Annotated in this window: 11 protein-coding genes; 6 read left to right on the top strand and 5 right to left on the bottom strand. The window is 68.4% G+C overall.

What is annotated here, in order from left to right; genetic code table 11:
• Positions 1-83 precede the first annotated feature (83 nt).
• From ccoP to DFP88_RS12950, 5 genes are all read right to left on the bottom strand, one after another.
• Positions 84-1,118, bottom strand: a complete 1,035-nt coding sequence (gene ccoP, locus DFP88_RS12970; RefSeq protein ID WP_110815120.1) for a cytochrome-c oxidase, cbb3-type subunit III — start codon at positions 1,116-1,118, stop codon at positions 84-86.
• Positions 1,115-1,312 carry a cbb3-type cytochrome c oxidase subunit 3 gene (locus tag DFP88_RS12965; protein WP_110815119.1) on the bottom strand — a complete coding sequence of 66 codons (198 nt, stop codon included), beginning with the start codon at positions 1,310-1,312 and terminating at the stop codon, positions 1,115-1,117. The genes ccoP and DFP88_RS12965 overlap by 4 nt, the downstream gene beginning before the upstream one ends.
• A 7-nt stretch (positions 1,313-1,319) precedes the next feature.
• Positions 1,320-2,081 (bottom strand): cytochrome-c oxidase, cbb3-type subunit II, encoded by a 762-nt coding sequence (gene ccoO / locus DFP88_RS12960; RefSeq protein ID WP_110815118.1) that lies wholly within the window; start codon positions 2,079-2,081, stop codon positions 1,320-1,322.
• Between the two features lie 5 nt (positions 2,082-2,086).
• On the bottom strand, positions 2,087-3,688 hold the full coding sequence (gene ccoN, locus DFP88_RS12955) for a cytochrome-c oxidase, cbb3-type subunit I (protein ID WP_110815117.1): 1,602 nt from the start codon (positions 3,686-3,688) through the stop codon (positions 2,087-2,089).
• Between the two features lie 134 nt (positions 3,689-3,822).
• Positions 3,823-4,854, bottom strand: a complete 1,032-nt coding sequence (locus DFP88_RS12950; RefSeq protein WP_110815116.1) for a substrate-binding domain-containing protein — start codon at positions 4,852-4,854, stop codon at positions 3,823-3,825.
• Positions 4,855-5,075: 221 nt separating this feature from the next.
• On the opposite strand from DFP88_RS12950, the gene DFP88_RS12945 reads away from it, so the two are divergent.
• Genes DFP88_RS12945 through DFP88_RS12920 form a run of 6 tightly spaced genes read left to right on the top strand, consistent with a single transcriptional unit; the run spans position 5,076 to position 13,648 of the window.
• Positions 5,076-6,392 (top strand): extracellular solute-binding protein, encoded by a 1,317-nt coding sequence (locus DFP88_RS12945; RefSeq protein ID WP_110815115.1) that lies wholly within the window; start codon positions 5,076-5,078, stop codon positions 6,390-6,392.
• Positions 6,393-6,448: 56 nt separating this feature from the next.
• Positions 6,449-7,351, top strand: coding sequence for a carbohydrate ABC transporter permease (locus DFP88_RS12940; RefSeq protein WP_110815114.1), 903 nt, complete (start codon positions 6,449-6,451; stop codon positions 7,349-7,351).
• A complete protein-coding gene (locus tag DFP88_RS12935) occupies positions 7,351-8,166 on the top strand; it encodes a carbohydrate ABC transporter permease (RefSeq protein ID WP_110815113.1) in 816 nt (271 codons plus the stop codon). The genes DFP88_RS12940 and DFP88_RS12935 overlap by 1 nt, the downstream gene beginning before the upstream one ends.
• Positions 8,163-11,342 (top strand): alpha-mannosidase, encoded by a 3,180-nt coding sequence (locus DFP88_RS12930; protein WP_110815112.1) that lies wholly within the window; start codon positions 8,163-8,165, stop codon positions 11,340-11,342. The genes DFP88_RS12935 and DFP88_RS12930 overlap by 4 nt, the downstream gene beginning before the upstream one ends.
• Positions 11,335-12,444, top strand: a complete 1,110-nt coding sequence (locus DFP88_RS12925; protein WP_110815111.1) for an ABC transporter ATP-binding protein — start codon at positions 11,335-11,337, stop codon at positions 12,442-12,444. Before DFP88_RS12930 ends, DFP88_RS12925 begins: the two co-directional genes overlap by 8 nt.
• On the top strand, positions 12,434-13,648 hold the full coding sequence (locus DFP88_RS12920; protein ID WP_245904812.1) for an AGE family epimerase/isomerase: 1,215 nt from the start codon (positions 12,434-12,436) through the stop codon (positions 13,646-13,648). The genes DFP88_RS12925 and DFP88_RS12920 overlap by 11 nt, the downstream gene beginning before the upstream one ends.
• Positions 13,649-13,657: the final 9 nt, after the last annotated feature.

Raw genomic sequence — 13,657 nt, 5'->3', positions numbered from 1 at the left:
GCCCTTGTCGCGCGGCGGGCGCGCCGATGCCTTGACCTGGATCAAGCCTCCCCCGCCCGGGATCCCGGGCGGGGGGGCGGGGATCAGTCCGGCTGATCCTGCGCCGCGCCTTCGCCCTCTTCCGGGAAGGGGACCTTCGCGGGGTCGGAGGGATCGGCCGGCGCGGCCTCGGCGGGCTGGCTTTCGGCAGGCCGGGCCTCGGCGGGCGTCTCGCCGATCTGATCCTCGGCCGCGCCCTGCGGGCGGGCCTGACCCTCCTCGGGCTCGCCGCCGCCAAGCTGGTGGACATAGGCGGCCAGCGCCCGCACCCGCGCCTCGCCCAGCCGCTCGCCCCAGGCCGGCATGACGCCGAAGGGCCCCTCGGCGATCAGCTCGCGCAGCTCTTCCTCGTCGCTGCCGTAAAGCCAGATCGCGTCGGTCAGGTCGGGCGCGCCGATGCTGCGGTCGCCGCGGGCGTCGCTGCCGTGGCAGGCGGTGCAATTGTCGGCGAAGAGCTGGCCTCCGGCGCCACCCATCGGATCGGCGCCGCCGGGCAGGGCCTGCACATGCTGGGCCAGCGTGCGGATATCGGCGCGGGACAGCACCTCGCCGAAGGCGGGCATCTGGCTGAACCGCGCCTCGGGATCCTCCTCTGTGCGGATGCCGTGGCGGATGGTCGTGGCGATCTGCTCGATCCGCCCGCCCCAGAGCCAGTCGTCGTCCAGCAGGTTGGGATAGCCGGGCGCCCCGGCGGCCCCGGACCCGTGGCATTGCGAGCAGTTTGTCCGGAACAGCGCGGCGCCGGCCTGTCCGGCGAAGCGGTTCAGCTCCTCGTTGTCGCGCAGCACGTGGATGTCGGTCTCGACGAGGGACTGCCAGAGGTCGGCTTGCCCGGCCTCGACCTCCTGCACCTCGGCGGCGACCTCGCCCCGCGTCGACCAGCCCAGCAGCCCGGCGGTGGCGCCGTTCACCAGCGGCCAGGCGGGGTAGAGGATGACGTAGACCAGCGCGAAGAGGATGCAGGCGTAAAAGGTCCAGAGCCACCAGCGCGGCAGCGGGTTGTTCAGCTCCTCGATGCCGTCCCACTGGTGGCCGGTGGTCTCGGTGCCGGTCGTCTCGTCGATGGGGCGGTTGCTCATGGCCGTGTCTCCGGCTTGGAAGGGGCGCTGGGCGCGGTGTCCCCGCCCTGGAAGATCGAGGCGGCGGCGTCCTCGTGCAGGTGCCGCGATCCGGGACGCAGCGCCCAGAGGATGCAGCCCGCGAAGAAGCCGACCATCAGGATCAGGAACCAGCTGTCGGCGAAGTGGCGCATCAGGGTGTAGGTGTCGTGCATGGTCCCCTCAGCGGCTGGCGTCGGCGGTGAAGGTCGAGAAATCGACCAGCGTGCCGAGCATCTGCAAGTAGGCGATCAGGGCATCCATCTCGGTCAGCTCGGGCTGGCCGTCGAAGTTGCGCACCTGCGCGCCGGGATAGCGGGCCAGCAGGCCGTCGTAATCGCCCATGGGATCGACCTGGACGCGGAAGTCGGCAGCGGCGGCCCCGATCATCTCGTCGGTGTAGGGCACGCCGGTCATGGCATGGGTGCGCAGCAGATCCTCGATGTAGTCGGGCCGGATCGGGGCACGCATCAGGTAGTCGTACTTGGGCATGATGCTTTCGGGCACGACGCTTTGCGGATCGATCAGGTGATCGACGTGCCATTCGTCCGAGTACCGCCCGCCCAGGCGCGCGAGGTCCGGTCCCGTCCGCTTCGAGCCCCATTGGTGCGGGTGGTCGTACATGGATTCCGCGGCCAGGCTGTAGTGGCCGTAGCGTTCGACCTCGTCGCGGATCGGGCGGATCATCTGGCTGTGGCAGTTGTAGCAGCCCTCGCGGACGTAGACGTCGCGGCCCGCCAGCTCCAGCGGGGAGTAGGGGCGCACGCCCTCCACTTCCTCGATGGTGTTCTCGAGCCAGAACAGCGGCGCGATCTCGACGATGCCGCCGATGGTGACCACGAGGAACGACAGGACCAGCAGCAGGGTGGCATTGCGTTCGATCACGCCGTGCCGGTCGATCAGCCGGGTCCGGCCCGGCGCCGAGGTGTCGGTTTGCTTGGTCATCCGGGTCACTCCGCGGGAAGGGGGGCAGGGGTGGCGCTGGCGCGGCCGGGGGCATGGCGGACGGTCATCCACATGTTCCAGACCATCAGCAGCGCCCCCGCGAGGTAGAGGCCGCCGCCCAGCGCGCGCAGCACGTACATCGGGAACTTGGCCGCGACGGTGTCGGCGAAGGCGTTGACGAGGAAGCCGTTGGCATCGACCTCGCGCCACATCAGGCCTTCCATGATGCCGCTGACCCACATCGAGGCGGCGTAGAGAACGATGCCGATCGTCGCGAGCCAGAAGTGCCAGTTGATCGCGGCGAGGGAATGCATCCGCGTCTGCCCCCAGAGGCGCGGCGTCAGGAAGTAGAGGCAGCCGAAGGTGATCAGCCCGTTCCAGCCCAGCGCGCCCGAATGCACGTGCCCGATGGTCCAGTCGGTGTAATGCGACAGGGAGTTCACCGCCCGGATCGACATCATCGGCCCCTCGAAGGTGGCCATGCCGTAGAAGGCGAGGGAGGCGACGAACATGCGGATGATCGGATCGGTGCGGATCTTGTCCCAGGCGCCTTCCAGCGTCATCAGCCCGTTGATCATGCCGCCCCAGCTGGGCATCCACAGCATGATCGAGAAGACCATCCCCAGCGTCGCCGCCCAGTCGGGCAGGGCGGTGTAATGCAGGTGGTGCGGACCGGCCCAGATATAGAGGAAGATCAACGCCCAGAAGTGGATGATCGACAGCTTGTAGGAATAGACCGGGCGGCCCGCCTGCTTGGGCACGAAGTAATACATCATCCCCAGGAAGCCGGCCGTCAGGAAGAAGCCGACGGCGTTATGCCCGTACCACCACTGGGTCATCGCATCCTGCACCCCGGCGAAAAGCTGCACCGACTTCGACCCCCAGATCGAGACCGGGATCGACAGGTTGTTGACGACGTGCAGCAGGGCCACCGTCACGATGAAGGCCAGGAAGAACCAGTTGGCGACATAGATATGCGGCTCTCGCCGCTTGAAGAGCGTGCCGAGGAAGACCGCGAGGTAGGACAGCCAGACCACCGTCAGCCAGAGGTCGACGTACCATTCGGGCTCGGCGTATTCCTTCGACTGGGTCGCGCCCAGCAGGTAGCCCGTCGCCGCCAGCACGATGAAAAGCTGGTAGCCCCAGAAGACGAACCAGGCCGTGTTCCCGCCCCAGAGACGCGCGGCGCAGGTGCGCTGCACGACGTAGAAGGATGTCGCCAGCAGCGCGTTGCCGCCGAAGGCGAAGATCACCGCGCTGGTGTGCAGGGGCCGCAGCCGGCCGAAGTTGGCATAGCCCTCGGACCAGTCGAAGTTCAGTTGCGGAAAGGCCAGCTGCGCCGCGATGAAGGTGCCCGCGAGAAAGCCGACGACGCCCCAGAAGGCGGTGGCGATGACGCCGGCGCGGATCGGCCCGTCCATGTAGCTTGTTTCGTCGATCGCGGCGCGCGGATCGCCGAAACGCCGGATCTCGCGCAGGAAGAGGCCTGCCGAGACCAGCATGATCAGCACGGCATGGACCGAATAGGCGAGGTCGCGCCCGAAGTTCGCCGCTATCGCGGCGAAGAGGGCGATCAGCCCCAGTGAAACCAGTCTTACGATTGCCATGAGGCCCCTCTTCCACCGCGTGACGCACCGCGCCCGCGGCAGGGCGGGCGCGCCGTTTCGCGGTGCCATGACATGGCTGCGGGGGCGCGGCCTTGACCTGGATCAATTCGGGGGCAGGGAGGGGGCGCCGGGGATCAGGCCGCGGGTTTATCCCCCGGGGCGATCAGCGGCGCGGCCAGCGTCTGCAGCTTGGTCGCGGGCTCATCGCCCAGGCGCGCGAAGAGCAGGCGCGCCAGCTCCGCCCCCGAGGCGGGGACATCCTCGCGCAGGCATAGCACCTCGGGGAAGAGGGCCGGCAGCAGCTGCGAGGTCTGTTTCGAGGCCACCTGCAGATCCGCGCCGATCCGGCAGCCCGCCTCGCGCAGGCCCGAGGCGATGGAGATGCCCGCAAGCTCGCTGTCGCAGATCACCGCGTCGGTCCGGCCCTGGCCGGCGATGGACCGGCCCAGCAGGCGCAGCCGTCCGACGTGATCGCCGCCCTCGGGCTGATCCTCCTGCACCTCGGCTTCGAGGCCGAGCTGCGCGGCGCTGTCCAGAAAGCTGCGGCGCGCCTGATGGTGGTTGAAGGTCCGGTTGTCCGAGAGCACGGCGAGAAGGCGCCGCGCCCCGCGCTCTGCCAGTAGCCGGACCGCCGTCTGCATGAAGGCCGCGGTGTCGAAGTCGTGGAAGGCATGCGGGGTATAAAGCTCGGTCCGGCCGTGCGTCACGAAGGGCAGGCCGTTCTCCAGCAGCAGCTTGACCCTGTCGTCCTGCGGCTCGGTATGGGTCAGGATCAGCCCCTCGACCGTCTGATCGCGCAGCAGGCTGCCGATCAGGGGCAGCGTCTCGGACCGTTCGAACTGCGGAAAGACGTTCAGCGCCATGCCTTTGGCGCGGACCGCGCCGCTGATCCCCTGCATCAGCATCCGCGAGAAGCCGAGCGACTCCTCGCGTCCGTCGAGGATCAGCCCGATGGTGTTGCTGCGCCCGGTGCGCAGGCGCACGCCGGCCAGGTCCGGCACGTAGCCGAGGCGGCGCGCCGCCTCGATCACCCGGCGGCGCGTATCGGCCTTGAGGCGGTCACCGTCCCGCAGGGCGAGGGAGACGGTCGAGAGGCTGAGCCCGGTCGCCTCCGCGATGGTGCGCAGCGTCGGACGTTCCTGATCCGCTCCGGGTCCGCGCGCCATGATCCACCCCTTTCGTGCAACGTTGCGATCACGCCAGCCGGGGTGACCCTTGAATTGATGACCCAAGCAAAGATTGCGCGCAACGATTTATCGCGGCGATCCGCTCAGGGCAACGGAGGGCATAAATTGCAACGTTGCAAAAATCGTCGAATCGCGCTCTAGTCCGCTCAGCGTCGAGGCTTGAAGAGGAGCCGGCTTGGCGCGCAAAGGGAGGATTTCCGATGAAGGCACCCATTCAGGGCGCAGCGATCTGCGCGCTTTTCGCCGGCGCCACGCCGGCACTGGCCGATGTCTCGATCATGTATCCGGACTGGATCACGGCGCTGGTCGAGCCCGCGATCGAGGCCTACGAGGCCGAGACCGGCGAGACGGTGACATCCACGCGGCTGCCGACGGACGGCTACGACCGCCGCATCGCCGTCGACCTTGCCGCCGGCACCGCCGCCGATGTCGTCGTGCTCGACAGCTTCATGGTCGCGCAGCTCGCCGATGCCGGCTACCTCGCCTCGCTGGACGAGCAGCTGGCGGATTGGGACCAGTACCAGCAGTTCATGCCCGCGCTGCTCGACGTGACCTCCTTCGACGGGACGGCCTACGCGCTGCCCGTCGATACCGACGTGCGGATGCTGTGGTACAACCGCTCCGTCTTCGAGGAGGCGGGGATCGAGATGCCTTGGACGCCCGAGACTTGGGACGACGTGCTCGAGACCGCAACGACGATCAAGGACGAGACCGGCATCGACTATGCCTTCGTCCTGCCCGCCGGCACCAAGCAGGGCGAGGCGGCGACCATGCAGGGCTTCTACATGGCGCTGCTGGGGGCCGACACCGCCGAGGGAGAGCGCAATCGCCTGCGCAACTGGGAAGAGGGCAAGTGGATCGCCGACAGCCCCGCGATCCGGCAGGTCGCCGAGCTTTACGACGAGGTCTACAACCAGCGCGAGCTGACCGAACCCTCGATCAACTATGCCACCGACCTCGGCAATGCGACGCGTGAGGCGCTGGCCTCGAACGAGCTGGGGATCTTCGCCTCGGGGTCCTGGGAACGGTCTTGCCTCTTCAACTGCAACGGCGTCGACATCCCCTCGCCCGAGGAGCGGGCCGAGATCGTCGGCTGGACGCCCTGGCCCAGCAGCGGCGCCGAGGGCGCGGAGCAGGGGGCCAATGTTTCGGGCGGCTGGGCCATGGGCCTGAACGCCGGCTCGGGTGACATGGAGGCCGCGAAACAGCTGCTGACCACGATCTTCGACTACGACAACTTCCAGCCCTGGGTGGTGGACAACGGCCGCATGGCCGTGCGCGAGGATATCGCCGCCTCCGAGGACTTCGCCGCGAACGACTACCTCGCCGCGGTGACGGAGCTTTCGGCCAATACCACGGGCCGCGACACTTATCCCGGCTACCAGGTCGTCTCGTCGCTGATCCAGGACATGACCGGCGCGATCCTCGACGGCGTGCCCGTCGACGAGGCGCTCGAGGAATACCGCGAGGCGCTGGTCGACGAGTTCGGCGAAGACAGCGTGATGACGCTGGACTGAGGCTCAAGCGGCGGCGGGGGCCTCTCCCGCCGCCCGTCTTCCAAGGGATTTCCCCGATGCGCGACCCCCGATCCAGCTGGGCCAGCCCATGGCTCTCCGGCTCCATTCCCGTCCTCGTGCTGGCGGCGCTGCCGGCGCTCCTTTTCGTGGGGGTGCTGCTCTACTTCACGCTCTGGGCCGTCGTCTTCAGCTTCACCGATCTGGAGCTCTTCGGGCGCAAGGCGACCGACTGGTCCTTCGTCGGGATCGAGAACTACGAGCGGCTGTTCACCCGCCGCGGGTTCCTCGAAAGCCTCTGGACGACGCTGACCTTCACCTTCTTCTCGGCCATCGTCGGGCAAAGCGTCCTGGGCTTCCTGCTGGCCAGCACCCTGCGCCGCTACCGCGGCAGCATGCGCGGCACCATCGAGGTCTGCCTGATGCTGGGCTGGCTGCTGCCGGATATCGTCGCGGCCTTCCTCTGGTCCGCGACCACCTCGAAGACCGGCCTCGTGAACCAGGTGATCCTCGGCCCGCTGGGGGTGGAGCCGGTGAACTTCCTGAACGACTACGCGCTTCAGGTCGTGATCCTCGCCAATATCTGGAAGGGCACCGCCTGGTCCTACCTGCTGTATTCCGCCGCCCTCGATAACGTGCCGGGCGAGGTGGTCGAGGCCGCCAAGGTCGACGGCGCGAATGGCTGGCAGCGGACGCGGCGGGTGATCCTGCCGATCATCAAGCCGCATATCGGGACGAACATGCTGTTCATCACGATCTGGACCTTCACCTACTTCCCGCTGATCTACGCGATGACCGGGGGCGGGCCCGGCAGCCAGACCGAGACCCTGCCGATCTTCCTCTATCAGCAGAGCTTCTCTGTCGGAAAGCTGGGCTACGGCAGCGCCATCTCGGTCGCCATGCTGGCCATCGTCGGGGTGATGTCGATCTTCTACCTGCGTCTTCTGAAGGAGCCGAAGTGATGTCGACGGACACCCGCCCCAGCAGCGCCACCTCCGCCGCCCTGGCCTTCATGGCCGTGATCTGGGTCAGCCCCTTCGCCTGGCTGCTGTCGAATGCCTTCGACACCGGCGCCAACGGGCAGCTGCGCCTGCCGGCCGAGCCCGGCCTCGGCAACTTTCTCGGCGCAATGTCGGGGCCGGCGCTGACGCAGTTCTGGAACTCCATGTTCATCGGCGTCGGCACGGCGACGCTGACGCTCGTGGTCGGATCGGGCGCCGCCTACGCGCTGTCGCGGCTGCGCATCCCGGGGCGCAACGGCCTTCTGTGGTCGCTGGTGCTTCTGCGGATGCTGCCGCCGACTGGCATCCTCGTGCCGATCTACTTCGCGGCGCAAAGCGTCGGGCTGCTCAACAACCTTGGTATCGTGGTGGCGCTGACGGTGCTGAACCTGCCCTTCGCGATGCTGCTCCTGAAGAACTTCTTCGACACCGTGCCGGTCGAGCTTGAGGAGGCCGCCCATGTCGAGGGCGCCTCGCTGCCGCGCATCCTGTGGCGCGTGGTCATGCCGATGTCCCGCGCCGGGCTCGCCGTCGTCTGGTTCTTCACCTTCACGAGCGCCTGGAACGAGTTCCTGTTCCCGCTCCTCTTCTCGCGCACCGAGGATGCCTTCCCGATGTCGATCGGCCTCTATTCCGCCTTCGGACGGAACGGCTCGATCGAATACGGTTTCCTCGCTGCATTTTCCATCATCTACGCGGCGCCAGCCATCGCCGTCTATTTTCTCCTGCGCCGGAACATGAACACCGGCTTCGCAGGAGTGGGAGTCAAAGGATGAGCTACTCTACCCCCCTCAAGTCGAAGCTGTCGCTGACCACGGATGACGTGAAGCAGGAAGGCAAGCTGGACCGCCTGCTCAAGGATCTGGAGGCGAAGATCCTCCAGCCCGTGCCGGGCCAGATCGACTGGCATGTCCTCGACACCGGCACCGATCCCGATCCCGCCGAGGCGCTCTCCGCCGACTGGCGCGGCTGGCCGGGCTTTACCCAGCGCACAACATGGTCGCGGGCGCAGGGCCATACCTGGTTCGCCGCCGAGATCACCGTGCCGGAAGAGGCGAAGGGCCAGACCTTCGTGCTGCGCTTCTCCTCGCAGTGGCAGGAGCGGCCCGGATCGACCGATCCGCAGTGCCTCGCCTATCTCGACGGGAAGATCGCCCAGGCCATCGACGGCAACCATACCGAGCTGCTGATCATGCGCGACGCGGTGCCGGGCACCACCGTCACGCTGCACGTCGATGCCTTCACCTTCTTCGACCGCCCGCTGGCCGGCTTCGGGGTGGAGTACCTCGTGCGCAACGAGGCGGTGGAGCGCCTGTACCACGACCTGCGCACGCCCTTCGACGTCGCGGCCCGGCTGCACCAGACCGATGCCAGGCGGCACGAGATCTTCAACCGCGTGGATCGCGCCCTGCGCGCGCTCGACCGCCGCGGTGAGGGGCTGACCCCGGGGCTAGAGGCCTCTCTCGCCGAGGCGGGTGCCATCGCGGAAGAGATCTACGCGCTTCAGGACACCGAGGTGCAGCCGACCATCGCCGCCTTCGGCCATACGCATATCGACATCGCCTGGCTCTGGCGGGTGCTGCACACCCGCGAGAAGGGCGGGCGCAGCTTCGCCACCGCGCTGGCGAACATGGTCGAGTACCCGCAGTTCAAGTTCATGTACAACCAGGCGGTGCTCTACCACTACCTGAAGACCGACTACCCGGACCTCTGGGCCGGCATCAAGGAGGCGGTCTCGCGCGGTCAGCTCGAGATCGAGGGCGCGATGTGGGTCGAGCCCGACGCCAACATCGTCTCGGGCGAGAGCATGGTGCGGCAGATCCTGATGGGCCGCCGCTTCCACCAGGAGGAGTTCGGCGTGACGCCGACCTGCGTCTGGCTGCCCGATACCTTCGGCTATTCGGCGAACATGCCGCAGATCCTCGACAAGTCGGGGCTGTCCTATTTCGTCACCTCGAAGCTGTCGTGGAACGACACCGACCGCCACCCCTTCGATACCTTCTTCTGGCGCGGCATCGACGGCACCGACACCAAGGCCCACCTCCTCGTCGCGCAGGAGTTCGAGAGCGACGAGATCTTCACCACCTACAACTCCGACCTTTCCGCCAGCCAGGTCATGGGCGCCTGGAAGCGGTACGAGCCCAAGGCCGCCTCTTCCGAGCTGGCGATCTGCTACGGCTGGGGCGACGGCGGCGGCGGCCCGACCCGCGACATGATCGAGCGCGCGACGCGCTTCGAGCGCGGCATTCCCGGCGCGCCGAAGATGAAGCTCGACGGGCTGCGGCCCTTCCTCGACCGGATGGGCGCCGCGATGGAGGCCGAGGGCGCGCGTTTCCCGCGCTGGCAGGGCGAGCTCTACCTGCAGTTCCACCGCGGCACGCTGACCACCATCGGCCGCACCAAGCGCAACAACCGTCTCGCCGAGCGCCTGATGCGCGAGATGGAGTTCATGACCGCCCTCGCCTGGGCGCAGGGCGGGGCGGACTACCCCGAGGCCGACCTCGACCGGATGTGGAAGATCGTGCTGCTGAACCAGTTCCACGACATCCTGCCCGGCACCTCTATCCCCGAGGTCTACGAGGACAGCGAGGCCGAATACGCCGCCCTCTTCGCCGAGATCGAAAGCGGCAATGGCCCGCTTCTGGGCGCCATGCGGGCGCTGGGCGGAGATGAGGGGGCGCGCGTCGTGAACGCGACCGGCCATGCCCGGGACGGCGCGCTCGCCCTGCTGCCCGATGGGCTGGAGGCGATCGCCACCGGCGGCCGGACGGAGCCGGTGCAGCGCCTGCACCGCGCCGACGGCAGCAGCCAGGGCGCCGCCCCGGTGCACGGCGTAGGCCCGATGGGCTGGGCCGGTATCGCGCGGGCCGGCCAGGCGCAGGCCGCGCCCAGCAGCCTCTCCGCCGCGCCGGACCGGCTCGAGAACGCGCAGATCCGCGCCACCTTCGATGCCGCCGGAGAGATCACCTCCGTGATCGACAAGGCGACTGGACGCGAGCTGATCCCCGAGGGGCAGCGCGCCAACCGCCTCGTCGCCTTCGAGGACAAGTCCGTCGAATGGGACGCCTGGGACATCGACTGGTACTTCGAGGAGCAGTCCTGGCCCTTCGGCGACAGCGCCGAGATCGAGGTGATCGAAGAGGGGCCGCATCGCGCGGCGCTGAAGATCACCAAGCGCTATCAGGGCAGCAGCCTGACGCAGATCGTCAGCCTCGAAGAGGGCGCCCGGCAGATCGAGTTCGACACGCAGGTCGACTGGCAGGAACGCCAGACGGTGCTCAAGGCGATGTTCCCCTTCGATCTGAACGTCGCCGAGGTCCGCTCCGAGATCCAGTTCGGCCATGTCCAGCGCGCGACGCATCGCAACACCAGCTGGGACAAGGCGCGGTTCGAGGCCTCGATGCACCGCTGGGTCGACATGTCCGAGCCGGACTTCGGTGCGGCGCTGCTGAACGACTGCAAGTATGGCTACAGCGCCCATGACCAGGAGATCGGGCTGACGCTGCTGCGCGGATCGACCTGGCCGCACCCGGATGCCGACCGTGGCATCCACGGCTTCCGCTACGCGCTTCTGCTGCATGGCGGCGCGGCGGACCTCGAGGTCGTCCACCACGCGGCGGAGGATTTCAACACGCCGCTGCGGGTGATCGGCACGCCCGGCGAGACCGCGCCCGCGGCCTTCAGCCTCGCGCGGATGAGCGCGCCGAACGTCGCCATCGAGACGGTCAAACGCTCCGAGGACGGCAAGGCGCTGGTGGTCCGGCTTTTCGAGCATGCCAACCGCCGCGCGGTCGGGCGGCTCGATTTCGGCCTGCCCGTCGCCTCCGTCCGCCGCGCCAACTTAATGGAAGAAGAGGCCTCCGCCCCGCTGGAAGTCACGGGCGGCGGTGTCGACCTGACCCTGCGCCCCTTCGAGATCGTCACCCTGCTGGTCGAGGTGGGTCATGGCTGACCTCGCACTGAAAGGCGTCCGCAAGGCCTTTGGCGGGCTGGAAGTCATCAAGGGCGTCGACCTCGACATCCGCGACGGGGAATTCGTGGTCTTCGTCGGCCCCTCGGGCTGCGGGAAGTCCACGCTGCTGCGGATGATCGCGGGCCTCGAGACCGTGACCGGCGGCGAGGTCAGCATCGGCGGCAAGGTGATGAACGGCGTGCCCGCGCCCCGGCGCGGCATCTCGATGGTGTTCCAGTCCTACGCGCTTTACCCGCATATGAGCGTGCGCGAGAACATGTCCTTCGGTCTTCAGATCGCGGGAATGGACAAGGCCGAGACGACGCGCCGGGTCGAGGCCGCGGCCGAGATCCTGCAGATCGGCGACTACCTCGACCGGGCGCCGCGCGCGCTCTCGGGCGGGCAGCGCCAGCGCGTCGCCATCGGAAGGGCCATTGTGCGCGAGCCCGAGGTCTTTCTCTTCGACGAGCCGCTGTCGAACCTTGATGCCGCGCTTCGGGGGCAGACCCGGGTCGAGATCGCGCGGCTGCACGCGCGGCTGGGCACGACGATGATCTACGTCACCCACGACCAGACTGAGGCGATGACGCTCGCCGACCGCATCGTCGTGCTGCGCGGCGGGCGGGTCGAGCAGGTCGGCACCCCGCTGGAGCTGTACCGCGCGCCCGCCAACGACTTCGTCGCCGGCTTCATCGGCGGGCATACGATGAACTTCCTCTCGCCCGAACAGGGCAGGGCGCTTCTGGCCGGGACCGGCGGCGCCGTGCCCGCCGGCGCAAAGATCATCGGCGTGCGGCCCGAGCACCTGCGCCTGGCCGAGCCCGGCGCGCCTGGCCTGACGGGGCGCATCGACGTGGTCGAGGAGTTCGGCGAATTCGGCCTTTATCACCTCACCCTCGACGAGGCCCCGGAGGGCCATCGCGAGATCACCCTGAAATCCGACGCCGAGGGGCTGGGCGGGGAGGGGGCGCAGATCACCTTGACCTGCCGCCCCGAGGCGATCCATGCCTTCGACGACAAGGGCGCCGCTCTGGCCGCGGGCAGCCCCGCGGGGGCAGGGCGCGCCGACCGCCCGAGCGAGGAGACCCGCCATGTCCGCTGACAGCCCCACCTTCCACGCGCCCGGCCGCATCGCGGCGATGAAGACCGACGCCCTGCGCCAGCTTGCCTTCTTCGGCGCCAGCCTGCGCCCCGGTGGCCGCCTTGCCACGCTGGACCACGAGGGGCGCCCGCTGGAGGGCCCGCAGGAGCTGATCACCACCACCCGCCTCGTCCATTCCTACGCGCTGGGCATGATCGCCGGGGCGCCGGGTTGCGCGGATATCGTCGATGCCGGGATGCAGGCGCTGCTGACGCGCCACCTCGACCCCGAGCATGGCGGCTTCCTCTGGTCCTTCGACGACGGCGGGCCGGTGCAGACCGACAAGCTGGCCTATGGGCACATGTTCGTCCTTTTGGCCGCCGCCACGGCCAAGGCTGCGGGCCATGCCGATGCGGATCGCCTGATGTCCCTCGCCGACGCGGTGATCGCGGAGCGCTTCTGGGACGCCGAGGCCGGGCTGATGGTGGACGAATACCGCCGCGACTGGACGCCGTTTTCCGAATACCGGGGCATGAACGCCAACATGCATGGCGTCGAGGCGCATCTGAGCGCCTATGAGGCGACGGGAGAGACCCGCTACCTCGACCGCGCGATGAGCATCCTCGACTTCTTCGTCGGCAAGATGGGCGCCGGCAACGACTGGCGCCTGCCGGAGCATTACCATCAGGACTGGTCCGTCGATGCCGATTACGAGGGCAATCCGATGTTCCGCCCGCGCGGCACCACGCCGGGCCATTCCTTCGAGCTGGGGCGCCTGCTGCTGCAGGCCTGGGACCTGCAGGGGCGCCCGGAGGGGCAGGCCCCGGCCCGCGCCCGCGCGCTGATCGAGACCGCGCTTTCGGATGCCGCGATGCCGGAGGGCGGGTTCTGCTACACGCTGAACTTCGACGGCAGCCAGCGCGTCACCGACCGCTACTGGTGGCCCCAGTCCGAGGCGATCGGGGCGCTCGCCACGCTCTTGAAGCTGCAGCCCGACCCCGAGGAGGCCGCCCGCTACGAGGCGCTGTGGCAGGATGCCGAGCGTCTGTTCATCGATGAGGACCGCGGCGGCTGGAACCCCGAGATCGACGATGCGGGGCGTCCGGTGGAAAAGCAGTTCACCGGCAAGCCCGACATCTACCACGCGCTGCAGGCCGACCTCTACCCGCTGCACGGCGGGCTCTCCCGCCACTATGACGGGATCGCGGGCATCCTGGCAAAGTGAGCAAGGGCA

It is taken from the genome of Pseudoroseicyclus aestuarii, assembly GCF_003217255.1.
GTDB classification, from domain to species: domain Bacteria; phylum Pseudomonadota; class Alphaproteobacteria; order Rhodobacterales; family Rhodobacteraceae; genus Pseudoroseicyclus; species Pseudoroseicyclus aestuarii.
This window is presented reverse-complemented; position numbering and strand designations above follow the sequence as displayed.